The organism is Pseudomonas sp. LAMO17WK12:I10 (genome assembly GCF_900215185.1).
GTDB classification, from domain to species: domain Bacteria; phylum Pseudomonadota; class Gammaproteobacteria; order Pseudomonadales; family Pseudomonadaceae; genus Aquipseudomonas; species Aquipseudomonas chlororaphis.
This window is the reverse complement of record NZ_OBDX01000018.1, coordinates 110691-136675: the sequence shown is the minus strand read 5'-3', so window position 1 is coordinate 136675 and position 25985 is coordinate 110691. Positions and strand designations below refer to the sequence as shown.

General features: G+C 59.5%; 31 protein-coding genes. 13 read left to right on the top strand and 18 right to left on the bottom strand.

All coding sequences use genetic code 11. The annotated features are described in order from the left end of the window. Positions 1-22: 22 nt before the first annotated feature. Together CRO75_RS19875 and CRO75_RS19870 are read right to left on the bottom strand one after the other, a co-directional pair. Positions 23-1234: a winged helix-turn-helix domain-containing protein gene (locus CRO75_RS19875; protein ID WP_097137630.1), complete on the bottom strand. Its 1212-nt coding sequence runs from the start codon at positions 1232-1234 to the stop codon at positions 23-25. Positions 1235-1298: 64 nt separating this feature from the next. After that, positions 1299-1520, bottom strand: a complete 222-nt coding sequence (locus tag CRO75_RS19870; protein WP_009044950.1) for a DUF1127 domain-containing protein — start codon at positions 1518-1520, stop codon at positions 1299-1301. A 97-nt stretch (positions 1521-1617) separates the two neighbouring features. Between CRO75_RS19870 and CRO75_RS19865 the strand changes: the two genes are divergently transcribed. Next, positions 1618-2472: a LysR substrate-binding domain-containing protein gene (locus CRO75_RS19865; RefSeq protein ID WP_162136185.1), complete on the top strand. Its 855-nt coding sequence runs from the start codon at positions 1618-1620 to the stop codon at positions 2470-2472. Here the strand turns inward: CRO75_RS19865 and CRO75_RS19860 are convergent. Further along, on the bottom strand, positions 2462-3211 hold the full coding sequence (locus CRO75_RS19860) for a sulfite exporter TauE/SafE family protein (protein ID WP_009044951.1): 750 nt from the start codon (positions 3209-3211) through the stop codon (positions 2462-2464). The genes CRO75_RS19865 and CRO75_RS19860 overlap by 11 nt on opposite strands. A gap of 107 nt (positions 3212-3318) precedes the next feature. Between CRO75_RS19860 and CRO75_RS19855 the strand changes: the two genes are divergently transcribed. The 4 genes from CRO75_RS19855 (at position 3319) to CRO75_RS19840 (ending at position 6561) form a co-directional block, all read left to right on the top strand. Then, positions 3319-4269, top strand: a complete 951-nt coding sequence (locus tag CRO75_RS19855; protein WP_053262160.1) for a LysR family transcriptional regulator — start codon at positions 3319-3321, stop codon at positions 4267-4269. A gap of 75 nt (positions 4270-4344) precedes the next feature. Further along, the gene (locus CRO75_RS19850) at positions 4345-4806 is read left to right on the top strand and encodes a MarR family transcriptional regulator (protein WP_062825082.1); all 462 of its coding nucleotides are present in this window, start codon (positions 4345-4347) and stop codon (positions 4804-4806) included. Between the two features lie 280 nt (positions 4807-5086). Next, positions 5087-5506 carry an organic hydroperoxide resistance protein gene (locus CRO75_RS19845; protein ID WP_009044954.1) on the top strand — a complete coding sequence of 140 codons (420 nt, stop codon included), beginning with the start codon at positions 5087-5089 and terminating at the stop codon, positions 5504-5506. A 41-nt stretch (positions 5507-5547) separates the two neighbouring features. Next, positions 5548-6561, top strand: a complete 1014-nt coding sequence (locus CRO75_RS19840; protein WP_097137628.1) for an alpha/beta hydrolase — start codon at positions 5548-5550, stop codon at positions 6559-6561. Between the two features lie 81 nt (positions 6562-6642). On the opposite strand, the gene CRO75_RS19835 is transcribed toward CRO75_RS19840, so the two are convergent. Next, entirely contained in the window at positions 6643-7215 is a 573-nt protein-coding gene (locus tag CRO75_RS19835; protein ID WP_007931398.1) for an elongation factor P, read from the bottom strand. 48 nt (positions 7216-7263) lie between these two features. After that, positions 7264-8397 carry an elongation factor P maturation arginine rhamnosyltransferase EarP gene (earP, locus tag CRO75_RS19830; protein WP_097137626.1) on the bottom strand — a complete coding sequence of 378 codons (1134 nt, stop codon included), beginning with the start codon at positions 8395-8397 and terminating at the stop codon, positions 7264-7266. Positions 8398-8519: 122 nt separating this feature from the next. Between earP and CRO75_RS19825 the strand changes: the two genes are divergently transcribed. Then, positions 8520-8915: a hypothetical protein gene (locus CRO75_RS19825; protein ID WP_062825079.1), complete on the top strand. Its 396-nt coding sequence runs from the start codon at positions 8520-8522 to the stop codon at positions 8913-8915. Positions 8916-8917: 2 nt separating this feature from the next. Beyond that, complete coding sequence (locus tag CRO75_RS19820) at positions 8918-9400, top strand: transcription elongation factor GreAB (protein WP_097137624.1); 483 nt, start codon at positions 8918-8920, stop codon at positions 9398-9400. Positions 9401-9407: 7 nt separating this feature from the next. Here the strand turns inward: CRO75_RS19820 and cysB are convergent, their stop codons facing one another. The 5 genes from cysB to CRO75_RS19795 all read right to left on the bottom strand — a co-directional run bounded on the left by cysB (position 9408) and on the right by CRO75_RS19795 (position 13360). Continuing rightward, positions 9408-10382, bottom strand: coding sequence for an HTH-type transcriptional regulator CysB (gene cysB / locus CRO75_RS19815; protein WP_007931387.1), 975 nt, complete (start codon positions 10380-10382; stop codon positions 9408-9410). 112 nt (positions 10383-10494) lie between these two features. Then, positions 10495-10995, bottom strand: a complete 501-nt coding sequence (locus CRO75_RS19810) for a universal stress protein (RefSeq protein ID WP_007931386.1) — start codon at positions 10993-10995, stop codon at positions 10495-10497. Positions 10996-11088: 93 nt separating this feature from the next. After that, positions 11089-11994 (bottom strand): 5'-nucleotidase, encoded by a 906-nt coding sequence (locus CRO75_RS19805; RefSeq protein ID WP_007931385.1) that lies wholly within the window; start codon positions 11992-11994, stop codon positions 11089-11091. Between the two features lie 23 nt (positions 11995-12017). Beyond that, the gene (locus tag CRO75_RS19800; protein WP_097137622.1) at positions 12018-12974 is read right to left on the bottom strand and encodes a putative 2-dehydropantoate 2-reductase; all 957 of its coding nucleotides are present in this window, start codon (positions 12972-12974) and stop codon (positions 12018-12020) included. Further along, a complete protein-coding gene (locus CRO75_RS19795) occupies positions 12974-13360 on the bottom strand; it encodes a thioredoxin (RefSeq protein ID WP_097137621.1) in 387 nt (128 codons plus the stop codon). Before CRO75_RS19795 ends, CRO75_RS19800 begins: the two co-directional genes overlap by 1 nt. Between CRO75_RS19795 and CRO75_RS19790 the strand changes: the two genes are divergently transcribed. Together CRO75_RS19790 and CRO75_RS19785 are read left to right on the top strand one after the other, a co-directional pair. Then, the gene (locus CRO75_RS19790) at positions 13359-13802 is read left to right on the top strand and encodes a pilus assembly protein PilZ (RefSeq protein WP_009044962.1); all 444 of its coding nucleotides are present in this window, start codon (positions 13359-13361) and stop codon (positions 13800-13802) included. The two genes, CRO75_RS19795 and CRO75_RS19790, sit on opposite strands and share 2 nt — an antisense overlap. Before the next feature lie 131 nt (positions 13803-13933). Then, positions 13934-15010, top strand: coding sequence for a 3-deoxy-7-phosphoheptulonate synthase (locus CRO75_RS19785; protein ID WP_009044963.1), 1077 nt, complete (start codon positions 13934-13936; stop codon positions 15008-15010). A 60-nt stretch (positions 15011-15070) separates the two neighbouring features. On the opposite strand, the gene CRO75_RS19780 is transcribed toward CRO75_RS19785, so the two are convergent. Next, a complete protein-coding gene (locus CRO75_RS19780; RefSeq protein WP_007931380.1) occupies positions 15071-15352 on the bottom strand; it encodes a GNAT family N-acetyltransferase in 282 nt (93 codons plus the stop codon). 676 nt (positions 15353-16028) lie between these two features. Between CRO75_RS19780 and oprI the strand changes: the two genes are divergently transcribed. Then, positions 16029-16280 (top strand): outer membrane lipoprotei OprI, encoded by a 252-nt coding sequence (gene oprI, locus CRO75_RS19775; RefSeq protein ID WP_003448337.1) that lies wholly within the window; start codon positions 16029-16031, stop codon positions 16278-16280. Positions 16281-16406: 126 nt separating this feature from the next. On the opposite strand, the gene CRO75_RS19770 is transcribed toward oprI, so the two are convergent. The 3 genes from CRO75_RS19770 to CRO75_RS19760 all read right to left on the bottom strand — a co-directional run bounded on the left by CRO75_RS19770 (position 16407) and on the right by CRO75_RS19760 (position 18446). Further along, on the bottom strand, positions 16407-17375 hold the full coding sequence (locus tag CRO75_RS19770) for a L,D-transpeptidase family protein (protein WP_097137619.1): 969 nt from the start codon (positions 17373-17375) through the stop codon (positions 16407-16409). Between the two features lie 115 nt (positions 17376-17490). Next, complete coding sequence (locus CRO75_RS19765) at positions 17491-17784, bottom strand: hypothetical protein (RefSeq protein ID WP_007931378.1); 294 nt, start codon at positions 17782-17784, stop codon at positions 17491-17493. Between the two features lie 56 nt (positions 17785-17840). Further along, on the bottom strand, positions 17841-18446 hold the full coding sequence (locus CRO75_RS19760; protein ID WP_009044965.1) for an arylesterase: 606 nt from the start codon (positions 18444-18446) through the stop codon (positions 17841-17843). 10 nt (positions 18447-18456) lie between these two features. On the opposite strand from CRO75_RS19760, the gene CRO75_RS19755 reads away from it, so the two are divergent. Both CRO75_RS19755 and CRO75_RS19750 read left to right on the top strand, forming a co-directional pair. Further along, positions 18457-19140: an ABC transporter ATP-binding protein gene (locus CRO75_RS19755; RefSeq protein ID WP_007931376.1), complete on the top strand. Its 684-nt coding sequence runs from the start codon at positions 18457-18459 to the stop codon at positions 19138-19140. Next, on the top strand, positions 19140-21644 hold the full coding sequence (locus tag CRO75_RS19750) for an ABC transporter permease (RefSeq protein ID WP_097137618.1): 2505 nt from the start codon (positions 19140-19142) through the stop codon (positions 21642-21644). Before CRO75_RS19755 ends, CRO75_RS19750 begins: the two co-directional genes overlap by 1 nt. A gap of 16 nt (positions 21645-21660) precedes the next feature. On the opposite strand, the gene greB is transcribed toward CRO75_RS19750, so the two are convergent. From greB to CRO75_RS32595, 3 genes are all read right to left on the bottom strand, one after another. Next, positions 21661-22134, bottom strand: a complete 474-nt coding sequence (gene greB / locus CRO75_RS19745) for a transcription elongation factor GreB (protein ID WP_009044968.1) — start codon at positions 22132-22134, stop codon at positions 21661-21663. Between the two features lie 376 nt (positions 22135-22510). Next, on the bottom strand, positions 22511-24253 hold the full coding sequence (locus CRO75_RS19740; protein WP_097137616.1) for a hypothetical protein: 1743 nt from the start codon (positions 24251-24253) through the stop codon (positions 22511-22513). 186 nt (positions 24254-24439) lie between these two features. Then, the gene (locus CRO75_RS32595) at positions 24440-24883 is read right to left on the bottom strand and encodes a hypothetical protein (RefSeq protein WP_143503975.1); all 444 of its coding nucleotides are present in this window, start codon (positions 24881-24883) and stop codon (positions 24440-24442) included. Between CRO75_RS32595 and CRO75_RS19735 the strand changes: the two genes are divergently transcribed. Further along, positions 24882-25511, top strand: coding sequence for a response regulator transcription factor (locus CRO75_RS19735; RefSeq protein ID WP_007931372.1), 630 nt, complete (start codon positions 24882-24884; stop codon positions 25509-25511). The genes CRO75_RS32595 and CRO75_RS19735 overlap by 2 nt on opposite strands. A gap of 77 nt (positions 25512-25588) precedes the next feature. Here CRO75_RS19735 and CRO75_RS19730 read toward each other — a convergent pair whose 3' ends face one another. After that, entirely contained in the window at positions 25589-25897 is a 309-nt protein-coding gene (locus CRO75_RS19730) for a hypothetical protein (protein WP_097137657.1), read from the bottom strand. Positions 25898-25985 lie beyond the last annotated feature (88 nt).

The following is a 25985-nucleotide window of genomic DNA, read 5'->3' as shown; positions in this document are numbered from 1 at the left end:
GAAACTGGATGATCGATGCTCGTCAAAGAAACACGCGCAAGCGCTGGGCGCTGGCCCTTGGGCAATTGAGCTGGACGTCGGCCAGCCCCAGCCAGTCGGCCATGCTCCGCAAGCTGCTCGCCAGCGCCTGCATCCCCTGCTCGTCCAGCCCCTGATCCTCCTCATGCACGGCATGCACCGCCAGGCGCCCCTGCGCCCTTTCTGCCCGCAGGTCGACCCGCGCGGCGATCCGTTCGTGGTGCAGAAACGGCAGCACGTAATAGCCGTACACCCGTTTGTGCTGTGGGGTGTAGATCTCCAGGCGATAGCGGAAATCGAACAGGCGCTCGGTACGACTGCGTTCCCAGATCAGCGAATCGAAGGGAGAAAGCAAGGCGCTGGCCGGCACGCTGCGCGGTACCTTGGCCTCTGGCAGGCAATACGCCGCTTGCTTCCAGCCCGCCACCTCGCAGGCCAGCAGTTCGCCGCCTTCCAGCAATTCCGCCAGGCGCGCCCGGCTGTCTGCCGGCTCCAGGCGAAAGTAGTCGCGTAGATCCTTCTCGGTGGCCACGCCCAGGGCGCTGGCGGCATGCAGCAGCAAACCGCGCTGGGCGTCGGCCTCGCCGAGCGGCGAATGCTGCAGGATGCTCGAAGGAATCACCCGCTCCGGCAAGTCGTACAAGCGCTCGAACCCACGCCGGCCAGCGACCGTCACCTCACCGGCGGCGAACAGCCATTCCAGCGCATGCTTCTCCGCACTCCAGTCCCACCAGGGACCGGCGCGCTCCTCGCGGGTCGACAGGCTGCCCGCCCCGAGGGCACCCTGTTCCTCGACCGCGGCCAGCACCCGGCGGATAGTCGCCTGCTGCTCCTGGCCAAAACGCGCCAACTGCTGGTAGATCCCCTGTCCCTGGCTGGCCCGCTGCATGCGCCAGCGCATCAGCGGGTACAGCGACAGCGGCAGCAACGAGGCTTCGTGGCCCCAGTATTCGAACAGCGTGCGTTGCCGGCCCTGGCTCCAGGCAGCCTGGTCCAGCAGTTGCGCGGGATAGTCACCAAGGCGGGAAAACAGCGGCAGGTAGTGCGAGCGCACCAGGGCGTTGACCGAATCGATCTGCAGGATACCCAGGCGCGCGATCAGGCGATTGAGCTGTGCCGGCCTGATCGTCGCAGGCAGCGGCCGCCCGGAAAAACCCTGGGCGGCCAGCGCCAGACGCCGAGCCTGCTTGAGGGAAAAGGACAGTTCTGCGGGCATGGCAATCTCCTTGTCTGCCCGCAAACTACCTCAGTGAGAAGTGGCTTGTGTAGCGCTTTGACATTCACTTGTGCATCGGATCGTCCCAGAACGGCCGCACGGTCTCCCGCTCCACATCCGCGCGACTGAGACCGATATCCTTCAGCGCCTCGTCACTCATGCCGGCCAGCATGTTGCGTTCACGGTGCAGCTCATGCCAGCGGACAATCCTCTGCAGCAGGTGCCGCAAGGAAACGCCATGCCATGCCAACCTGTGAGCCAATACAAAACCTTTTTGACCTTTCATCGTCTTGCCCTCCAGTGGGGATGACTCAAGTCTCCACCCAGGGCTAAGATCAATCCAACGAATGTTTCTTATGCAATACATCTCGGAGTTTGATGAATTGTCCAGCTACCCAAGCATTGATACCGAGGTCCTGCGCACCTTCGTCGCCATCGCCGACCAGGGCGGTTTCACCAAGGCCGGGGAGCAGGTCAATCGCACCCAGTCCGCGGTGAGCATGCAGATGAAGCGGCTCGAGGAAGATGTGCTGCAGCGCCAATTGTTCCAGCGTGAGGGCCGGCAGGTACGCCTGACCGCCGAAGGCCAGGTGCTGCTGGGTTACGCACGGCGCATCCTGAAACTGCACAGCGAGGTGTTCAACACCCTGCGCGAGCCGCACATGGTCGGCACCGTGCGCATCGGTACGCCGGACGATTACGTGATGCGCTTTCTACCGGGGATCCTGTCGCGCTTTGCCCAGGCCTATCCCTTGATCCAGATCGAGGTGCATTGCGAGTCGTCCAAGCAACTGCTGCTGCGCCAGGATCTGGACCTGTCTATCGTCACCCGCGAGCCGGGCAGCGAAATCGGCCAGTTGCTGCGCAAGGAGCGTTTCGTCTGGGCCGAGGCCCAGGGGTTCTGCCCCCACGAACAGACGCCGCTGCCCCTGGCGATGTTCAACAGCGATTGCTTCTGCAGGCAGTGGGCCTGCAATGCGCTGGACGCCGCCGGCCGCGACTATCGCATCGCCTATAACAGCTCCAGCCTGTCGGCACTGATGGCCGTGGTCAGCGCCGGCCTGGCGATCACCGCGCAGCTTGAAAGCCTGATCACCCCGGACATGCGTATCCTGGGCGCCGCCGAAGACCTGCCCCTGCTGCCCGAGGCCAGCATCATGCTGGTGCGCAACCTCAACACGCCTTCGCCCATCACCGAATGCCTGGCCGAGCACATAGTCGAAGGCTTCAAACTTTAAAGGCGAGCATCACCGCGCAGATCACCAGGAAGCCGCAGAACAGCCCGCGCAGCATTCGCTCGGGCAGCGCGTGGGCGATTTTCACCCCCCAACTGATGCTCAGCAGCCCACCCGCCGCCAGCGGCAGGCCGATCATCCAGTCCACCTCCTGATGCACCCCGTAGGTCACCAGGGTCACCCCGGTGCTGGGCAGGGCCAGGGCCAGCGACAGCCCCTGGGCGACCACCTGGGTGGTGCCGAACACGCTGGTCAGCACCGGGGTGGCAACCACCGCGCCGCCGACGCCGAACAGCCCGCCCATGGCCCCGGAAGCCGCACCCAGCACACCGAGCCACGGCCAGGGATAGCGCATCTGCGCCGAAGCCGGGGCATTGGCCAGGAACATGCGCAACAGGTTGTAGGCCGACAAGGCCACCAGGAACGCAACGAAGCCAACCCGCATGACCTGGGCATCGATGCCCACCGCCCAGATCGAACCGAGCCAGGCAAAACAGAAACCCATCAGGGCCAACGGCAACGCATGCCGTGCCTCGATCCGGTTGCGCTGGTGATAACGCCACAACGCGAGCATCACGTTCGGCACCACCATCACCAACGCCGTGCCCTGGGCGATCTGCTGGTCCAGCCCGAACAGCACACCCAGCACCGGAATCGCAATCAGCCCTCCACCGATCCCGAACAAGCCGCCCACCGTGCCCAGCGCCGCGCCCAATACCACATACATCGCTAAATCGATCACCGCCGCTCTCCTCACTCAGGCCTTGCATGCTACGCAGTCGGCTCTGGTGCGGAAACGCACAGCAACGCACAATGGCTTTGCCAAATTCGCACAAGCAAATGCCCACCATGAACCCCAACGCCCTCACCGACCAGCTCGGCCTGTTCCTCGATGTGCTGGAAGCCGGGAGTTTTTCCGCCGCCGCGCGCCGGCATCCCTTGACCCCTTCGGCGGTGGCCCGGCGTATCGACAGCCTGGAAAGTGCCGTCGGCAGCAAGCTGTTCATGCGCACCACCCACGCGGTGGTGGCGACGGCGGCTGGCCAGGCCTTTGCCGAACGCGCCCGGCGCATCGTCGCCGAACTGCAACTGGCCCGGGCGGAAGCCGTGTCCTTGAGCCACGCGCCGGAAGGCCTGATCCGCATCGACGCTCCCGCGGCGTTCGGCCGGCGACACCTGGCGCCGGCGATCGCCGATTTCCTGATGCTCTATCCGGGGCTGGATGTGCAGTTGCACCTGATCGACAGCTTCGTCGACATGCAGGGCTCGCACCTGGGTAAGGTCGATCTGGTGCTGCGCGCCGGGCAAAGGGTCGATACCCGGATGGTGGCGACATCATTGGCGAGCATCGTGCGCATCGCCTGCGCCAGCCCGGCCTACCTCAAGCTGCGCGGCACCCCGGTGCATCCCGCCGAACTGAGCCAGCACGATGGCCTGGACTGGGACGGCCTGGCCCCACTGTTCGCCTGGCGCTTCGAACTGGACGGGCAGTTGCAGACTCATCGCCCACAACGCATCCGCATGAGCGCCAACAATGCCGAGGCCCTGCTATCCGGAGCCCTGGCCGGGCTGGGCATCGCCCACCTGCCAACCTGGCTGGCCAGCGAATACCTGCTGCGTGGGGAACTGTTGCCGCTGTTCTGCGAAACCGGCCTGCCCAAACCGGAAAGCGCCGGTATCTACGCCCTGCGCCTGGAACAGCACACCAACGCTCGCAGCCGCCTGTTGCTGGAATACCTGAAGACTCGCTTCAGTCCGATTCCGCCCTGGGATCTGGCCCTGCAGAGCGCCATGGGCTGAGCGCTCGTGAGAATTATCTGGCGCATTAAAGATTCGCCCGCTAGATTCAGGGCGAGTATCGATCAAGGCCCGACCATGAACACCAAAGGCTCCACCCCGGAAAAATGCGACGATCTGCTGCTGGATAACCAGTTGTGTTTCGCCCTTCACTCGACTTCGTTGCTGATGACCAAAGTCTATAAACCACTGCTGCAGGAGCTGGGCCTGACGTATCCCCAGTACCTGGCAATGATGGTGCTCTGGGAGCAGGACGGCCTGACCGTCGGCGAGATCAGTAGTCGCCTGCTGACCGATCCCGGTTCATTGACGCCCTTGCTCAAGCGCCTGGAAGCCGAGGGATTGCTGAGCCGGACCCGCAGCCGCGAAGACGAACGGGTGGTGATCATCGAGCTGACCGATCAAGGCCGGGCCCTGTATGACCGGGCGCGAGGCATTCCCCAATGCATCCTCGGCTCTAGCGGCCTGACCCTGGAGCAACTGCGCAAACTGCAGGCCGATCTGCTGAACCTGCGCGGCCATCTGCAAGACAGCCTTTAACGGCGCGCTCGCGAGCACGTCCTGCCCTTCTGCAGGAGCGCTTGCTCGCGATTCTCTCTGTTTCGTTGCCGCTAACAGCGTATCGACGAAAAAATTTATCGATAAAAATATTATTTAAATCATTCGCTTAGCCAAAAAATATGGACTGCTGGCAAGCATTTTCGAGTTTTTTTTCAAAAATTTATCTTGCGCACTAAATATTTGAGCGATACATTTACTTCGCACTTACTTAGCGCGCAAACATTTAGCACAAAAATTCGAAACCCAAGAGGCTCACACCATGCAAACTCTCTATACCGCAGTCGCAACCGCAACCGGTGGCCGTGATGGTCGCGCCGTCTCCAGCGACAACATCCTCGACGTCAAACTCTCCACCCCCAAAGAACTCGGTGGTGCCGGCGGCCAGGCGACCAACCCTGAGCAACTCTTCGCCGCCGGCTACTCCGCCTGCTTTATCGGCGCCCTGAAATTCGTCGCCAGCCAAAGCAAGCGCAAGATCCCGGACAACGCTTCAATCACTGCGCACGTCGGCATCGGCCAGATTCCTGGTGGCTTCGGCCTGGACATCGACCTGCATATCAGCCTGCCAGGTCTTGAACAGAGCGATGCGCAGTCCCTGGTCGAAGCGGCTCACCAGGTCTGCCCTTACTCCAACGCCACCCGCGGCAACGTCGACGTACGTCTGCACGTGACTGTCTAACCCAGCTGCGCGCCAGCGCCCGCACCGCCCAGGAGACGAACATGAACACTTTCAGCAAGGTCTTGACCGGCAGCCTTCTCGCCCTGTCCATCAACACGGCGTTCGCCGAAGGCGGGGTCGAACACAACACCCAGGCGTTCCTCGACGCCTTGAACGCCGGCGGCGGCAAGCCGATGGAACAGATGACACCCAAAGAGGCCCGGGCCGTGCTGGTCGGTGCCCAGACCGGGGTCAAGCTGACGCTGCCCAAGGCGGATATCAGCCAGAAGACCATCGACGTCGACGGCCAGGCCATCAGCCTGACCATCGTCAGGCCGGCCGGGGTGAAAGGCACGTTGCCGGTGTTCATGTTTTTCCACGGCGGCGGCTGGGTGCTGGGAGACTTCCCGACCCACGAACGGCTGGTGCGGGACCTGGTGGTGGGCTCCGGAGCGGCGGCGGTGTTCGTCAATTACACGCCGTCTCCGGAGGCGCGTTACCCGGTGGCGATCAATCAGGCTTACGCCGCCACTCGCTGGGTGGCCGAGCATGGCCGGGAAATCAACGTCGACGGCAAGCGCCTGGCGGTTGCCGGCAACAGCGTCGGCGGCAATATGGCAGCAGTGGTCAGCCTGATGGCCAAGGACAAGGGCACGCCGGCGATCCGGTTCCAGCTGTTGTTGTGGCCGGTAACCGACGCGAATTTCGAAACGGCGTCATACAACCAGTATGCCGAGGGACACTTCCTCAGCAAAAACATGATGAAGTGGTTCTGGGACAACTACACCACCGATGCCCAGCAGCGTAACGAGATCTACGCTTCACCGCTGCGCGCCACCAGCGCCCAGCTCAAGGGCCTGCCACCCGCGCTGATCCAGACGGCCGGCGCCGACGTACTGCGCGACGAAGGCGAAGCCTATGCCCGCAAGCTGGACGAAGCCGGCGTGACCGTGACCTCGGTGCGTTACAACGGGATGATCCACGACTACGGCCTGCTCAACGTGGTCAGCCAGGTACCCGCGGTGCGTTCGGCCCTGCTGCAGGCCAGCGAAGAGCTCAAGCAGCACCTGAAGTAAGTTTGCCACCCGGACCTTCGGCCACAAAAAAGCCCGACTCGCTGGTCGGGCTTTTTTGTGGCTAAGGATTCAAGCAGAAGCTTAAACCTTGGCGCGGCCTTTGTAGGAACCGCCTTCGCGAGTATCGATCTCGATCATGTCGCCGATTTCGATGAAGTCAGCAACCGACAGCTCGGTACCGTTCTTCAGTTTGGCAGGCTTCATCACCTTGCCGGAAGTGTCACCGCGAGCGGAACCTTCGGTGTAGTCAACCTGGCGCACGATGGTGGTCGGCAGGTCAACGGAAACCAGGCGGTCTTCGAAGAACACGGCTTCGCAAACGTCGGTCATGCCTTCTTCGATGAACGGCAGAACGGCTTCGATGTCTTCAGCGTTCAGCTCGTACATGGTGTAGTCGGTGGTGTCCATGAACGTGTAGGTGTCGCCGCTGATGAACGACAGGGTCGCTTCTTTGCGATCCAGGATCACGTCGTCCAGCTTGTCGTCCGCACCGTAAACGGTTTCGGTCTTGTAACCGGTCAGCAGGTTCTTCAGCTTGGTCTTCATGATCGCGCTGTTACGACCGGACTTGGTGAATTCAGCTTTCTGAACCAGCCAAGGATCGTTGTCGATACGGATCACGGTACCGGGTTTGAGTTCTTTACCAGTTTTCATTGCGAATATCCGAATTTGGATGGGATTTACAAAAATCTAGGCCGCGTATCATATCCAATTTAGGTAAAACTGCACCAGCGCCGCAGCAAGATCGGGCTGCGAGCCCTGTTCCAGACACCACTTTTCGGCGTGAGCAGCCACTTCCGGCCAGTGTTCGAGCAGCTTTTTCCAGCCTTGTGTCATCTCGCCTCCGGCATTCCAGGCCCGCCACAGGTCGATCAGCGCCGCCTTGGCCTCTGGTGACAGCCCCCGCGTATAAAGCTCGAGAAAGGCGTCGAGCTTATCCAGATGAATGTCTTCGTCCTGTTGATAAATGTGCCAGAGCATCGGCCGGCCGGCCCACTGCGCGCGCACGAACGAGTCCTCGCCGCGTACCGCGTTGAAATCGCAGGACCACAGGAGCTGGTCGTATTCCTCCTGTCGGACGAACGGCAGCACCTGTACCGTCAAGGCCTCACGGACCTGCACCGCACCCGCCGCCAGCGCCTCGACACCCAGCCAGCGTTGTACGTCACCGAGGATCCGCCCCTCGGGAACCAGTAGATGGGTAGCCCGCGAGTCGGCAGCCAGCGCGTGCAGCCAACTGGCCAGGCCGGCGTTCTCATAGGCGAACAGCGACATCAATCGCGCGCCAGGTGCAGCAAATACGCCGAGCCCTTCCAGGAAGCGTTGCCGGGCCAGGCGGTCCTGCTGAAATTCCCTGCGCCGCTCCAGCAATCCAGCCTCGCGTAGCAGCCCACCGGTGCCGGCTTGGAACCCGGGGAAAAAGAAGTACTTCTGCACGCCCTTGAACTTCACCGAGGGCAGGCCGTGGCAGCCGGTCACCCAGGCCTCGGCGCTGAGGTAATCGAGGTTCAGCCACAAAGGGGTATGTTCACGCTCGGCCATCGCCTCCATATAAGCCGTGGGCAACTGACAGGCAAAGGCCGCAATCACCACATCGGCGGTCGCCACCGGCGACCACTCGGCTGGCCAGTGACGTACATCGACACCTTCCTGCCATTGCTGAGGCAAGGCGATATCGATGGGCGGACACAAACGTTCGAAGGCCCGCAGGTCATCCACCCACAGCCGCACCGCGCACTGATGCTCGGCCACCAGTTGCCGGGCCAGCCGCCAGGTCACGCCGATATCGCCGTAGTTGTCGACGACGCTGCAGAAAATATCCCAGGAGGCTTTCATTCCGGGCTCCATTTGGCAAAGGCGCCGATTGTCCGCATAAATGGCCACAGACAGAAGAGCCAACGCCGACAATCTTCGTGCGACAATCGCAGCTTGCCGACACCGCCTGCCAGGAGGCTGCCATGCCCTATCGCCCGACACCCCGTCGATCATTACGTATCAGCGTAAACGCACTTCAACTCAGCGGCAGTATTGCCCTGGGATTGTGGCTGGGTTTTCTGGCGATCGCCCTGACCTGCTGGCTGGCCTGGCGTTTTCTGTTCGACCAGCCATTGGCGCCCGTCGCCCAGGCCGTGCAACAGCTGGCAAAACCGCCCAGTGCGGAATCGGCGGCGTCCAACCGCATGTTCGAGCAGTACCAGGAAAACCTGCGTAAAAACGAACAGCAGCAGGCCCTGGATAATGCACGCAGCAACCTGCGCAACCAGTCCAACCCGAAATGCCAGTTCTGGTTGCAACAGGACCAGACGGCGCCGAGCGAAAAGAGCCGGGCCAACGTCCTGCAATTCTGCGATTGATCATGAACAAGTCTACGGTCCACCAGCTGATTCTCGACAAACTCCGTGGCGATCTGGAGATCGCCCAGCGTGCGGCGCAGACCGCCTATGAGGCGGCGACCCACGAAGAGAACATTGCCGAAAACAAATACGACACCCTGGGGCTCGAGGCCTCCTATCTCGCCGCCGGCCAGGCCAGGCGCGTCGAGGAAATCCGGCAGGCGCTGGCGCTCTGCCAGAACCTGACCCTGCGCCCGTACGACGAGCAGGTCGGTATCCAGGTCGGCGTGCTGCTGGGCCTCGAAGACGAAAACGGCCACGAACAATGGCTGTTCCTGGCGCCGGATGGGGCGGGACTGAAGGTAGAGGTGGTGGGGCAACCGGTGACCGTCATCACCCCTCGTTCACCGCTGGGCAAAGGCCTGCTGGGCAAGTTCGAGGGGGATGAACTGGAGATCGTCGTCGCGGGCGCTCGGCAACAGTTCGCTGTCACCGAGGTCAAGTAAGCCCGACTTAGTGGACAGGCAGTTCGACGCCGTCGAACAGTTCTTCGAGCTCCTGCTTGTTGTGGCACTGAATGGCCTTGGCCATCACTTCGCGCGTCAGGTGCGGCGCGAACTTCTCGATGAAGTCGCACATGAAGCCACGCAGGAAAGTGCCACGACGGAACCCGATCTTGGTGATGCTCGACTCGAACAGTTCGCTGGCATCCAGTACCACCAGGTCACTGTCGAGCTTGGTATCGACCGCCATCTTGGCGACGATGCCCACACCCAGGCCCAGGCGTACGTAAGTCTTGATCACGTCGGCGTCGGCGGCGGTGAACACCACCTTCGGCGTCAGGCCGCGATGGCTGAAGGCTTCGTCGAGCTTGGAACGGCCGGTGAAACCGAACACGTAAGTCACGATCGGGTATTCGGCGAGGGTTTCCAGGGTCAGCTTCGGCAGCTTGGTCAGCGGGTGGCCCTGCGGTACTACCACGCAGCGATTCCAGCGGTAGCACGGCATCATCACCAGATCGCCGAACAGCTCCAACGCTTCGGTGGCGATGGCGAAGTCGACGGTGCCATCGGCGGCCATTTCGGCGATCTGCATCGGCGAGCCCTGATGCATGTGCAACGCCACATCCGGGTACTGCTTGATGAAGCTGCTGATCACCGGCGGCAAGGCATAACGGGCCTGAGTGTGGGTGGTGGCGATCGACAGGGTGCCCTTCTTCTCGTTGGAGAATTCCTGGGCGATCTGCTTGATGCTTTCAACCTTGCGCAGGATCTCGCCGGCGGTAGTGATGATGCGTTCGCCAGCCGGGGTGACGCGAGTCAGGTGCTTGCCGCTGCGAGCGAATACCTCGACCCCCAGCTCGTCCTCGAGCAGGCGGATCTGCTTGCTGATACCCGGCTGCGACGTATAAAGGCTTTGGGCTGTAGCGGAGACGTTGAGGTCGTGGTGCGCCACTTCCCAGATGTAGCGCAATTGTTGAAGCTTCATATGAATCCCTCAAAGCAGGTAGACGCCACGGGCATCAGCGACGGTATATAACTATATTAATGGTTCGAAGAATAAATCTAGAACTTTTATTAAGAAAATTCCAATAACCGCGTCAGATATCTCCGAGCCGCCGACGCTGTACCAAGGGCACCAGGTAAACCGGAACCTTGGCCAGTTGCAGTACCCTGGCTGCCGTCCTGCCCAATGGAGTTTCACCGCCCGCCCCATGGCTGTGACTTCCTACGATCAACAAATCCACAGAGAGTTTCGACGCCTGCTCGAGAATGACGTGCGAGGGGTCCCCCTGAAAGACCCTGACCGACTGAATCAGCGCGAGATCCTGCATGCCCTCCCCCAACTCTTCGCGAAAGCTGTCGAGCACCCGTTGCTCGATATTCGCCATCACCGTGCTCAGACCCTGACTGTGAAACTCATTCAGGGCCTGTTCGTCGAGATAACTCTGCAACACCGACTCGGCAAACAGTCCCATGGGCTCCACCGCATGAACCACGTGCAATTCGGCATTGAATGTTCGAGCCAGCTCCAGGGCATGTTGCATCACGTAGGGCGCATACAGACCGAGGTCAGTGGCATACAGCATCGAACGAATCATATGACCTCCTCGACTGCCAATATGGCGGAGATTGATTCAGCTTAGCAGTGCCAAGGCGACTACGACGTCCCGCGCAAGCCCGTGAACATTGAGCTAAACCTTGGTTTCGTTGCTGATACCGTGGGGTACGTGACCGGTGGCGACCACTTCGCGAGCCAGTTCGCAATGACCCGCCTGATCGTCGAAGAACACATCGGCGGCGAAGGCTTCGAGAAAAGCGGCCTTCTCCAGGCCGCCCAGGAACAACGATTCGTCCAGGCGGATATCCCATTCGCGCAGGGTGCGGATCACCCGCTCATGGGCCGGTGCCGAACGCGCCGTCACCAGGGCGGTGCGGATCGGACAACCATCGTCGGGGAATTCGCGCTGCAACAGATTGAGCGCGGCGAGGAAGCCTTTGAACGGCCCCCCACGCAACGGCTCGCGGGCGGACTCGCGCTCCTTGGCCTGAAAGGCTTCCAGGCCACCGAGCTGATAGACCCGTTCCGACTCATCGGAAAACAGCACGGCGTCACCGTCGAAAGCGATCCGCAGTTCGGCGCTGGCGGCGCGTCGGGCGCCACCGGAAAGAATGGTCGCCGCGGCGAACCCGGCGTCCAGTGCGCTGCGCACATCTTCGGCGTGGGTGGAAAGAAAAAGGTCGCAGCCAAAGGCCGCGAGGTAGGGATAAGGGCTGCGCCCACCAACAAACGCGGCCCGGGAAATATCCAGGCCGTAATGCTGAATCGAGTTGAAGACCCGCAGGCCCGTGTCGGCACTGTTACGCGAAACCAACACCACCTCGACCCGCGCCCGGCCGAGGCTGGCATTGAGGCTCAAGAGCTTTTTCACCAGGGGAAAAGCATCGCCCGGCTCGAGGGATTCCTCCTCGTGATCGATCTGATACTTGCGGTAGGCCTCGACCCCCTCGGCCAGATAGACCTTATGGCTCTCGCTGAGATCGAACAGGGCCCGCGATGAAATCGCCACCACCAGTTTACCGCCCAAGCCCTTTGCCATATCCCCTCCCCCCGATACTGCGATCAACCATTATGCCGGTCGATAAAACTCAACGCCTGATACAAGGCTTCCATTTTCGGCAGTTCGCACCCCGCCGCCTTGGCCGCGGCCAGTGGCGCAGCATAGATGGCCGACAGCTCCAGCGCTCGCTTGTGCTGATAGTCGTGGTACATGCTTGGCCAATAGTCCGGCATGCCTTCGGTCACCTTGAACAAGTGCTCAGCATAGCCGTCCGGCATGCTGTGACCACAGACCAGGGCACCTTGCACCACTTCACGCATCAAGGCCTGAATCAGCTCGCGGCTGTCGGCATCGGCCATCAGCGGCGTGGTGCTGGCGTTGAGCAATACCGACAAACCGTTATAGGGCACGTTCCACACCAGTTTCTGCCAGCGCGCCTGCTGCAGGTTGGCCATGGCCTGGGAGCCGATACCGGCCTTGCGGAACAGCGCAGCCCCCTCTTCCACTATCGCCTGGCGCTGCGAGTCGTCCTGCGCTGCCGGACCACTGTGATAACCCAGGTTCACCGCGCCCAGCGCCTGATGCTCGATCACCCCGGGGCCGGCACGGTGCACGCAGATAAAACACAGGCCGCCCAACAGATGCAGCGAGTCGGGAAGCAGGTCGCGCAGGCCGTCCTCCACATCCAGGCCATTCTGCAGCAACAGCACCTTGGCGCCGGGAGCCGCCGCGCGAAGCATCGCCGGAGCCAGTTCGACGTTGCTGGTGGTCTTGGCTCCCACCAGCAGCCAATCGCAGGGCGGCATGTCTTCGGCACTGGCATAGGCCTGGACCGGGTTCAGGGTCAGCTCGCCATGCACCGCGCTATGCAGTTGCAACCCCCGCTCGGTGACCGCGGCGAATTCGCTGCGCAGCAGGAAATGCACATCCAGGCCGGCTCGCGCCAGCAGCATCCCGTAGAAACCACCGATCGCTCCGGTACCGATAATGCCGATTCGCGGCGTGTGGACTGCTTCCATCAAGGCAACTCCTCTGGAATTCGGTTCTGCGCCTGTGCCAGGCGCTCGCTGAGCTCGCCAGGTGTCAGGCGCGACTGCAAGGCCCCATAAAACTCACCGTCGCGCACCACGAACAGTGCCGGCAAGTGAAACACCTGATAACGCTCGACCGCGCCGCCATTGTTCCCCGCATCGATCCAGCACAACCGCTCGATCGGCAGATCGAAACCGGGCAACTGCTGCCGGGCCCAGCGACAACTGGCGCAGCCGGCGCTGGTGAATATCACCAGTGAAACACCACTCATCGCCAACAACCGCTGATCGATATCGAAATCAGTCAGCTCCAATTCGACCACTATACTGGGGGAAACAATGTCACATAGCCGACACTCGGAGTCTGCGTTCATGGGACGTTTCATTCCTCATCCTGACGATGTTCCGGTTGAGATGACCTTACGCGAGCACGCATGCATTTCGCGTCAACGGTTGCACACTATCAGCCTCGGCGGCATGGCCTGCAATTATCACCGCGCCTGGCGTTGCGGCACCGCACTGGAAATCTGCATCCCCACTCTGGGTGAAAACGCCCGCTACAACGGCTATGTGGCCTGGTGCCTGCGACGCAAGCATGGCTATCTGGTGGGGATTGCCTTCATCGACGAACAGACCCTGTTCCATGCCCGAATGAGTGAGCAGGTGTGCCAGATCGCCCACTACTGCCACCTGCATGAGCCCCAGGCTGAGCAACGACAGATTGAAACCCTGGCCCAGCAATGGGTCGAACAGCACGCCGCCGAATTCTCCCATGACCGGGTTCACCAGGCTTTTATGCAGCCAGCGCTGGATTAAACCAGCCTCTGCCCATTGTCGAGCCCCGGTGTAACGCGCTAAGGTTCGGCTCCCCGACGCGCTTAAATCCGCTGTGCACCGCCGCGCGGGGATCGCTGGCGGCCGGCACCCGTGACCTGACGAGTAACACGATGGCTGATTTACCGATCAACGACCTTAACGTCGCCTCCAACGAAACCCTGATCACTCCCGACCAGCTCAAGCGTGACATCCCGCTGAGCGACGCCGCCCTGCGCACCGTGACCAAGGGTCGCGAAGTGATCCGCAATATTCTCGACGGCACCGACCACCGTCTGTTCGTCGTCATCGGCCCGTGCTCGATCCACGACATCAAGGCTGCTCACGAGTATGCCGAGCGCCTGAAAGTCCTGGCCGCCGAAGTCTCCGACACCCTTTATCTGGTGATGCGCGTGTACTTCGAGAAACCACGGACCACCGTTGGCTGGAAAGGCTTGATCAACGACCCGTACCTGGACGACTCGTTCAAGATCCAGGACGGTCTGCACATCGGTCGCCAGCTGCTGCTGGACCTGGCCGAGATGGGCCTGCCGACCGCCACCGAAGCGCTGGACCCGATCTCCCCGCAATATCTGCAGGACCTGATCAGCTGGTCGGCGATTGGTGCGCGTACCACCGAATCCCAGACCCACCGCGAGATGGCTTCCGGCCTGTCCTCGGCGGTAGGTTTCAAGAACGGCACCGACGGCGGCCTGACCGTTGCCATCAACGCCCTGCAATCGGTTTCTAGCCCTCACCGCTTCCTCGGCATCAACCAGGAAGGCGGTGTATCCATCGTCACCACCAAGGGTAATGCCTACGGTCACGTGGTTCTGCGCGGCGGCAATGGCAAGCCGAACTATGATTCGGTCAGCGTCGCCCTCTGCGAGCAGGCGCTGAACAAGGCGAAGATCAAGCCGAACATCATGGTCGACTGCAGTCACGCCAACTCCAACAAGGACCCAGCCTTGCAGCCGCTGGTGATGGAGAACGTGGCCAACCAGATTCTCGAAGGCAACCAGTCGATCATCGGCCTGATGGTCGAAAGCCATCTGAACTGGGGCTGCCAGGCCATTCCCAAGGACCTGGCCGAACTGCAGTACGGCGTGTCGATCACCGATGCCTGCATCGATTGGGAAAGCACCGAAAAAACCTTGCGCAGCATGCATGCCAAGCTCAAGGATGTCCTGCCAAAACGGGTTCGTACCTGACCCCGTATCGCAGACACAAAAACGCCGGGCCAAGCCCGGCGTTTTTTTTGGTGTCCCCGCTCAGAGTTTCGCGGCGTGGCGCTGATGGCGCTCCATATAGCGCTCCACATATGAGCACGACGGAATTACCGTGTAACCCATGCGGTCAGCATATTCCAACGCCTGCTCGGTCAGTGCCGCAGCAATACCACGGCCGCGCAGCGCGTTAGGCACGAACGTCCGATAAATATCCAGGGTCTGCTTACCCAGGTCCATATAGGTCAGGTAGGCACGATGACCGTCCACATTGGTCTCGAATTGATGACCAGCCTGGTCATGGTGGATGGACAACGCCTCGCTCATCACTACTCCTCGCGGGTCTTGGATTCTGACCCCTACCTTACCGATGTTTTTCCGGCGAAGGAACAACTACGCCACCCCGTGCCTGTCTGGACACCGAGAGGAGAGCTTGCCGCTCTCGCATGACCGAGCACGTTTCAAATAGTAGGCACCATTGGCATCAATGCTCAAGGGACGCTTGTGTTCAAGCTACTGGCATCAGGCCAGTTTGCTGTCGATGCGTCCCCGGACCTGTTCCCAGCTACATGCAAAACGCTCGATCAAACCGTCTGATGATCAACAACCTGAACATCGCCGGATGTTGAGATTTAAGACGAGCCCATCCATTTAAAGTCACCTCAACATGGACAAAGATGCGTGAGGCGCCCCGCAGATTCTGCACAAAAGTGTAGACGAGTCGATATAGATAGACTTTAGCCTACATTCCGCAAGCGCCGTGCAAAGGGGCTCTACGGCAGATACGGTTAACAAGCGCAACCTCCCGACAGGGTGACAAGGTTGCGTATTTTTTATACAGATCGATAAAAAGTTGCTCGAAAAAGATTCAACGCCTAGAATTTTTTTTGCTTCTTGCGCTACGTCAGTTTACTTACTACAAGTAATGGGTAGTATGTACGCCGGCCATTTCATCACTCGGATGAGATAGCTACTTAATAGAAAGTCCTTGAAGGGGAACACGATGAACAACGTTCTGAAATTCTCTGCTCTGGCTCTGGCCGCAGTTCTGGCTACCGGTTGCAGCAGCGTATCCAAAGAAACCGAAGCTCGTCTGACTGCAACTGAAGACGCAGCAGCTCGTGCCCAGGCTCGTGCAGACGAAGCCTACCGTAAAGCTGATGAAGCTCTGGCTGCTGCTCAAAAAGCACAACAGACTGCTGACGAAGCTAACGAGCGCGCTCTGCGTATGCTGGAAAAAGCTAGCCGCAAGTAATAATCCCTCGGGATTGTTATCGAGCCGACCCATTTATTGGGTCGGCTTTTTTATTGCCCGGGTTTTCTTGCGGCAATAAAAAACCCGTCGACGCCCGAAAGCATCGACGGGTTGCTGTTCCAGCCGTTACTGCTGCATATCGATAGGCAGCGCCGATACTACGGGCGCGGTGGTCGGTACGGCGATCTCTACCGGTAAACCATCTTCGGCCGCCACCACGTCGCGCACCACATCCCAGTTCATCCGCAAGTTATTGGCCAGGTCTTCACGCTTGAGCAAGGCGTTGATCACCGCGGTGTGTTTGTCCACGACCGACGGATTGCCCTTGTCATCAAGCGGCGTATGAGCCTCCAGATAAACTTTGCCAGCGCTGATACCGAACTTGTACGGATCGTTGAGGATGCGCACCGATGTCCCCACCGGCACCATGCTCGCCATTTCCAGGACGTTGTTGTTGAACATCCGGAAGCAGCCGTGGCTGGTGCGCATGCCGATCCCGAACTTCTTGTTCGAACCGTGGATCAGGTAGCCCGGCGTGCCCAGGGTGAACTTGAATGGCCCCAACGGATTGTCCGGCCCCGCCGGCACCACGTTTGGCAGCGGGTCACCGTCGGCGGCGTGCTCGGCCTTGATCGAGGCTGGCGGAGTCCAGGTCGGGTTCGGCGTCTTCGCGACAATGCTGGTATGGGCGATCGGCGACCCCCAGCCTTCCCGCCCGATACCCAGGGGGAAGGTGTACACCACGTTCCGCCCTTTCGGGTAGTAGTACAGGCGATATTCAGCCAGGTTGATCACGATGCCTTCACGAGGTCCCGGCGGCAGGATGAAACGCATCGGCAACACCACTTCGGTGCCCGCGCCCGGCAACCAGGGATCCACTCCCGGGTTGGCCGCGACCATCTCGTAATAGCCCAGGTCGTAGGTCGTGCCCAGGTCGGCAAAGGTGTCTTCGTACTTGGCCTTGATCACCTGTACCTGACCGACGATATCTTCGCCCGGTGGAGGTAGAGGCAGTTCCAATGCGGCAACGGGGCCGGCCACACAGAAGGCGGCAAGCGTCAGGCAACGGGTGACGACAGGAAAGCGCGGCAACATCCGGAAAATCCTTCGCATGATCAACGAGTAAAAAAAGTGATTGTACACCCGCCCCCGTGGCTGCGGGAGCGACAGCTGCATCAGCAAGGAGGGAGCCGGGCGAGAACTTGCTGCCTTACAGTTCGAAACGCAACTCTGGCCAGATCGGTGGCGTGCCGCGCTTTTGCGATTCGAGGATCGCCCGGCACAACGGACACAGGCGCTGGTCCTGGAAAATGGTCCGGTCGACACTCGACCAGCGCGGTTGCGCGGGCAGCAAGGTACCGCACAAGGTACGATCGGCAGAGCCGCCCAGCTCCAGTTGACGCGTCACCAGATGGACCCGAACTTCCTGGCAGGCGAACAGGTCGAGCTGCTCGTCAGGCTCGATCAGTTGGTAGGCAAACAGGGACCAGGCGGGACGCGGCATCGGGGGCTCCAAATCGGGGGCGCCACATTAGCCGAAACACTGCCGGTAGAAAAGCGTCAAAGCAGCGGTTTTAGCGTCGGCCAGACATTTTCCAGCAACTTGCCCTGAGCGGTGACCGCAGGGTGGATACCATCGGCCTGCATCAGCTCGGGATTGCCGCCGACCCCTTCCAGAAAAAATGGCACCAGCGCTACGTTTTTTTCATTCGCGAGCTTGCTGTACACCTCAGCAAACGCCTGGGTATAACGCACGCCGTAATTGGGTGGCAGCTGCATGCCAAGCAACAGCACCTTGGCACCACTGGCCTTGGAGCTGTCGATCATCGAAGCAAGATTTTGTTGCAATTGCGTGGGCTGTTGCCCACGCAGGCCATCGTTGCCGCCCAGTTCGAGAATCACCAGCTCCGGCTTGTGCTCTGCAAGCAGCGCCGGCAGCCGCGCCTGGCCACCTGCGCTGGTGTCTCCACTGATGGAAGCATTGACCACCTTATCGTTGAAACCTTCGCTCTTGAGCCGTTGCTCGAGCAGTGCCACCCACCCCTGCCGGGTATCCAGGCCGAAAGCCGCGCTGATACTATCGCCAACGATCAGGACTGTACCCGCCGCTGCGTTCTGGGCCATGCACATCAAGGCCAGGCCAGCACTCAAAAACCACACACGCATCGGATTCTCCATGGGCGCAAGCATTCTCACTGCGCGGAACCTTAGCAAAGTGGTTCCCAGCGCGGAAGGTGAACTGACCATCCTGCACGAACTCAGCCTGGAACTGAACAAAGGCGACAGCCTGGCCATCGTCGGCAGTTCCGGCTCCGGAAAATCCACCCTGCTCGGCCTGCTGGCCGGGCTCGACCTGCCCAGCAGCGGCGAGGTCACCCTGGCCGGTCGCAGCCTCGGCACATTGGACGAAGACCAGCGCGCCCGAATCCGCGCCGAGCATGTGGGCTTCGTCTTCCAGTCGTTCCAACTGCTCGACAGCCTCAATGCCCTGGAGAACGTCATGTTGCCCATGGAGCTGGACGGCCGCCGGGATGCCCGCGAGCGTGCGACCGAACTGCTCCAGCGCGTCGGGCTCGGGCAACGCCTGAGTCACTCGCCTCGCCAGCTCTCCGGCGGCGAACAACAGCGGGTGGCCATCGCCCGCGCCTTCGCCGCCGAACCTGACGTGCTGTTTGCCGACGAGCCGACCGGCAACCTCGACAGCCATACCGGCGAGCGCATCAGCGACCTGCTGTTCGACCTGAACAAGGAAAGCGGCACGACGCTGGTCCTGGTCACTCACGATGAACGCCTGGCCCATCGTTGCCGGCGCCTGATCCGCCTCGAAGCCGGCCTGCTGGTCGCCCCCCTGGAGCCTTGATGGCACGCCTGCCGCTGTTGCGCTTGTTCAGCCTTGCCGTTCGCCAACTTCTGCGCGACGCCCGCGCCGGAGAACTGCGGGTATTGTTCTTCGCCCTGGTGGTGGCCGTAGCCGCCAGCACTGCCATCGGCTATTTCGGTGCGCGCCTCAACGGCGCGATGCTGTTACGCGCCACGGAGTTTCTCGGCGCGGACCTGTTGCTTGAAAGCAGCTCTCCGGCACAGCCCGAACAGATACAGAGCGGTCGGGAACTGGGCCTGCAGCATGCGCAGGTGGTGGAGTTCTCCAGTGTGATCGCCACCGATAATGGCATCCAGCTTTCCAGCATCAAGGCCGCGGACGACGCCTACCCGCTGCGCGGCGAACTGAAAAGCGCCCCGGCCCCTTACGCGACGGAAGAAACCGGTGGTGGTCCGCAACCGGGTGAAGCCTGGGTCGAAGCCCGACTGTTGACCGCGCTGGACCTGAAAATCGGCGACAGCATCGACGTCGGGATGAAAACCCTGCGCCTGAGCCGGGTACTGACTTACGAACCGGACCGCGCCGGCAACTTCTATAGCCTGACCCCCAGGGTGCTGATCAACCTGAGCGACCTGAACGCCACCGGCGTGGTGCAACCGGGCAGCCGGGTCAGTTACAAAGAACTCTGGCGCGGTCCGGGAAGCGCCCTGGAAACCTATCGCCAATTGATCAAGCCTGGCCTGGCGGCCAATCAGCGCTTGCAGGATGCCCGAGATGGCAACCGCCAGATCGGCGGAGCCCTGGGCAAGGCCGAACGCTACTTGAACATGGCCAGCCTGGTGGCGGTGCTGCTGGCAGGCGTGGCGGTTGCCCTGTCCGCTGCGCGCTTCGCTTCCCGCCGTTTCGACGCCAGCGCGCTGCTGCGCTGCCTGGGCTTGTCTCGCCGGGAAACCATGCTGCTGTTCACCCTGCAACTGGCCCTGCTCGGCATCCTGGCCAGCATCGTCGGCGCACTGCTCGGCTGGCTCGCCCAGCTTGGGCTGTTTTACCTGCTGCATGACCTGCTACCCACCGATGTGCCTCCTGGTGGGCTGCTTCCCGCTGTCGCCGGTATCGGCACCGGCCTGGTGGCACTTGGCGGTTTCGCCTTGCCGCCACTGGCGGCGCTGGGGCGTGTCCCACCCTTGCGGGTGTTGCGCCGTGACCTGCTGCCGATCCCCCCAAGCACCTGGATGGTGTATGGCGCCGCGTTGCTGGCCCTGGGCCTGATCATGTGGCGCCTGAGCCTGGATCTGCTGCTGACCTTCGCCTTGCTCGGCGGCGGCGTCATTGCCGCCCTGGTTCTGGGCGGATTACTGCTACTGGCCCTGCAGAGTCTGCGTCGCTTGCTGGCCAAGGCGTCGCTGCCATGGCGCCTGGGGTTGGGCCAGTTGCTGCGGCATCCTTTGGCCGCTGCCGGGCAATCCCTGGCCTTCGGCTTGATTCTGCTGTCGATGGCCTTGATTGCGCTGTTACGTGGAGAGTTGCTCGACACCTGGCAAAACCAGTTGCCCAAGAACGCACCGAACTATTTCGCGCTGAATATCCTGCCCGCGGACAAACAAGCTTTCATCGACAAGCTGGTGGCGCTTTCCGCCCCTTCCGCGCCGCTGTATCCGGTAGTGCCAGGGCGGCTGATCAGCATCAACGGCGAACCGGTCCGGGAAATCGTCAGCAAGGACTCCAGTGGCGATCGCGCCGTGCAGCGCGATTTGAGTCTGACCTGGGCCGCGGATCTGCCAGCGGGCAATAAGATCACCAGCGGTTCGTGGTGGGTACAACAACCCGAAGGGGATTTGCCTGGCGTCTCGGTCGAGGCCCAGGTGGCCGAAAGCCTGAAACTCAAACTCGGCGACCAGATGACATTCAGCGTCGCAGGGGTCAATCGCGAGGCCAGGGTGACCAGCCTGCGGGAAATCAACTGGGACAACTTCCAGCCCAACTTCTTCATGATCTTTCAGCCGGGCACGCTGCAGGATCTGCCCGCCACTTACCTGACCAGCTTCTATCTGGCTACGGGTCATGACCAGCAGGTGGTCGAGTTGTCCAGGGCGTTTCCGGCAGTGACCATCCTGCAAGTGGAGGCTCTGCTTGAACAACTGCGCAGTATCCTGGCCCAGGTCACCCTGGCCGTGGAATATGTGCTGCTGTTTGTACTCGCCGCCGGCATGGCCGTGCTGTTTTCCGGACTGCAGGCCACCCTGGACGAGCGTATTCGTCAGGGCGCCCTGCTACGGGCGCTGGGGGCGGAACGACAATTACTGGTCAAGGCCCGGCGTATCGAGTTCGGGCTGCTGGGAGCCGTCAGCGGGCTACTGGCCGCATTGGGATCGGAACTGGTGAGCCTGGTGCTGTATCGGTTTGCCTTCGACCTGCCCTGGCACCCACATCCCTGGTTGTTACTCCTGCCTGTTATCGGCGCCCTGCTGATCGGCGGTGCCGGTGTCTACGGGACACGCCGGGCATTGAATGCCAGCCCACTGACAGTACTGCGCGAGGGGTAAGCCCCTCGCAGACAGTTCATTTCACGTATTCGATCTGATTGATCCACCAGCACATTTCTCCACCGGGCGTCTGCACTATCGCCTCGTCGCCAACTTCTTTCTTCAAGAGCGCCCGGGCCATGGGCGAATCGATAGAGATGTAATCCTTCTGCCCGTATATCTCGTCATAACCGACGATACGGAAACGCTTGGTTTCACCCTCTTCATTCTCGATATCGACCCAGGCGCCGAAGAAAACCCGGCCCTCCTGTTCCGGCGAATAAGACACGACCTTCATGTCTTCGAGTCGCTTGCGCAAGTAGCGAACCCGGCGATCAATTTCCCTCAGGAGCTTCTTGTTGTATTGATAATCGGCGTTTTCACTTCTATCCCCCAGGGAGGCCGCCCAAGTGACTTTCTGCGTTACATCCGGACGCTTCTCCCGCCATAGGTAATCCAGCTCGTTTTTCAGAGCCTCGAAACCTTCCTGCGTAATGAGCTTGGTACTCAATTGGTTAAATCCCCCATGCAGAGCCTTATGAGCCAGTTCAGCATTATGGTTGAATCGAGACCTTGAGAACCAATGCTAAGCGAGATAGACCCACCCGCAGCACACCTCTTCACGGGGATGCCTTATCCAGAATGAACAGGCCGATAACACTACCGCTTGGGCTTTGTACGAAAAAGCGGTCGCGCTTGGTCAATGGGGCATCAAAACCACGTGCGAATCCACATCAGAATGCACATATCTAAAACCGGATACACCCCATCAGTTCTCTCCAGCTTGCGCCGTCTGACTGCATTCTCCGCCTTTTCACACAGGCCAAATACGGCTTTGAAATACCCAATACACTAAAAAAGAGAACTGTAATTCTAGCAGAAGCGCTTTACTCATCATCGCTGAGCAATGTACTGGATATGCTATGCAGGCTGTTATTGAAGGTCACAGTCTCATTGAAGCCTTTTACAATATTGCTGAGCTTCTTACGGGTGCTGGACAACTGCGCCAACCTTTCCACCAGCTCTGTATTTTTTTGCTGGATTCCGGCGTCTCTCTTTTCCAGTTCGGCTGCGCGGATACTTTGCTTAGCGGAAATTTCATCAAGGCGTTGCTGCTCAAGCTGCATTAGTTCAGAGCGCCGGGCAACACTTCGCTCTCTGGACTCTACACTTTCAGCCAGCTGTTGAAGCGCAGCACTGCGCTCCGCAATCACTCGGGAATTATGCTCAGCGGACTTATCGATCGTGATTTTCTCTTGCTGAAGCTGACTTTGTACCTGGCGCAGGTGCTCTTCTTTTTCATGAAGTTTACGCTCTCGCTCTTGCAACTGTTCCTTCAAAAGCTCCAAAGCTTCCTGTTGTTTCACCGCAATCAACTTCTGCTGTGTCAACTCCTGCGCCATAAGTGCAAGATTAGACAAAGTGCTTTCCACATCAAGAAGTAGGTGATCGGTATCCGCCCCCTGAAGTGCAGCTTCAGCCTCAGGAAGCGTCGCCATCAGAAACTGCGTTTCATCCAATGAGCTCTCTAAGGGAATTGGGCAATCAGCCACCTCATCCGGTGTTACATCCCCAGCAACTTGAGCGGACTGATCGATATCTGCGGTAGCCTGAACCGGCCTATCCATCAAAGTTGGAACACTGTCAAATATCGACAGGTCGTACTCATCATTCTGGATCAATTTCACCGTTTCCTCCGAAGCCAAATCGCGAACCACTTCCGCCAAGCCAGCCAATGTGTTCTGTATACCTTGGGAGAGGCGCCCAATGTCGGTCTCCGAGTTGGAAGACGGGTCAGCGATAACCTCAGGTGTCAAATGGCCAGACAAGGGAACATCAACTTCAGATGAGTCGACATGTTTTTCGGCATTCGTAGTCGGCATTTCAGTCATATCGTATTGAAAACTCTCGGTAAATAATGAAGCATCAGTAAGAACCTTCTCTATATCAGTCTCAACTTTTCCTGGCTTTTGAGAGAGTTCCTCTGGATCTCCAATCGGAGCAAATCCGGATGGAGCACCATCGAATACATCACCTTCAAAATCCTCAACGGCTCCTGGCGAGCGATGCTCATTCGAATCAGAAACCTCATCCATGTGCTCCGCGACAGTCTGTGCCGCTGGAGTATCTTGAGAAACCATGGAAATAGAGACATCGAACTCAGGAACTCCGAGTTCAACGCTGTCAATTGCAGGCAGGCAGGCAACCGAGGCCTCTGACGAGATGAGCTTCAGCACCAGATTTTTCTTGATGGTGAGTGAACGATGATCCGATAGATTCCCTGTCGGTATCACACAATTCTTAAGGTCAATCAGATGGTAAGGAATATCAGCACTACCACCAGCACCTTGCTGTCGCCCCTCAGGCAGGCTCGCATGGGTGACTATTTCCTTGAAGACTTGAATAACCTGTCGCCAATCTTCTTCGGCCTCGATCGAGCTCAGCGAATAACTCTGCCCTGCCTTATTTAGCATCGCCAAATAAACTCGCGACTCTCCGACCTCAGCCCCCTCATTTAAGCTATAGGCAAGAAAATTGCGGCTCAGCATAGGAATTGCAAAACTGCAGAGCACCGCACCGTTCAGAACTTCCTGCTCTGCGTTTCTGATGGAAATAGTTCGTAGCAGCATCGCCGGTTTAGACTCCATTATGCATCTAAAAATATGTAGCACGGAGTAAAAAGTACCTCCTAACAACACATGCCAGCAACTGGATAACTCCTATTTTCCAGGTGGAATTATCCGACAACTCACTACCAGAAAACTCGATTCTTTCGATTTATCCTACTATCACCGATAGCATTGACAACTGCGACCTCACTTAAGAGGAATATTCAACCCCCTCTGCGGGCTGAGCTTGAACAACCACCAATCATAATTCGACCATAGCATGATTAATCCTCCTGCCAGCAGTAGCAATACTACTCCAGCCCCTCCTGTCAATATTAATCGTTGCTGCCAGCCAAAAAAACACAGCGCGATACCAGCCACCCCCATTAACATAGACAGAGAAGGAGCGAACCAGTAGATAACACGATCAAGACGTAAAAGCATGTTGAATAACCAAGAGCCTTTCAGCTGAGAGGTCGGTCTAAAGATAATAATACGCATAGAGAGCGGAGGGCTTGGCCAGATCAAAACGGGGCTAAACCATAACTTAGCCACACAATGACAACTATCAGATTCGTCTGATTTAGTTTTCAGAGTGCTCGGATAAAATACGAAAAGCACCCTCCCCCTAAATATCGAGATGCCTTGCATGGGAAGTATCATCATCGTCGACGACCATCCGTTGATTCGACTCGCAATAAGAACCGTTCTGGAGCCTCATGAACACAACATCGTCGCCGAAGCCGATAATGGCGCGGACGCTGTCCAGTTGGTACGCAAGCATCTTCCGGACCTGCTCATCCTGGACTTGAACATACCCAACCTGGACGGGTTTTCCGTTATCTCCCATATCAAGTCCGCTGGACTGCCGATAAAGACACTGGTCCTGACGTCCAGCAACTCCAAGAACTTCGCCTTGCGCTGTTTGCAGGCCGGTGCGGCTGGTTTTCTGTGCAAGAACGATAATCTGAACGAACTGGCTAATGCGGTAAAAGCCATACTCTCGGGGTATAGCTACTTCCCCGAGGATACAATCAGCACCTTGCAACAGAATACAAACGCCGCCTGCCAGGAAAGTGTCTTGATTGCCCAACTGACCGACCGGGAAATCACCGTCCTGAAACTGCTGGCAAGCGGCCTGAATAATCAGAAAATCGCGGATGCACTGCTGATCAGCCACAAGACGGTGAGTACCTACAAGGTCAGGCTGCTAAAACGGTTCAACGTTTCCAATCTGGTAGCACTGGCGGAGCTGGCCAAACGCAACTCCGTCGTTTGAAGCCCCGATATCAATGGAGCCTTCAAGAAGCCTCAGGAAATACCCACCTCGACAGCCGGATTGATCACCTACGGTACTTACCTGCGGGTGATCAGCCCCTGCCGAGCCACGCGGGTCAGATGTTGGATGACTTCGGCGGCATTTTCCGCACTGGGGGCCTGTATCACCGCAAGGTCAAAACTGTCGTTGGCAAAACGTGCCAAGGACTCGCCGTCTTCGATGAACTGGATGAGAAAGGCCGAAGGGCCTGTGCTGCGACGTGGCCAGCCATCGAGATAACGCAGCAATGTCGGCTGGTGTGTGCCGCCAAGAAGAATTTTTGGATTGCGCTGAACAAGATTCGCCGTGATTGGCGCAAGACGTACAGGAGGGTGGAGTGCATTCATCGTGTCGTGTCTCTGCCTCAATTTTCTGCCGGGCAGGTGAGAGGCAACACCGAACCAGCGCTTTAGCGGTATTTCGAAGCCGGTAGAG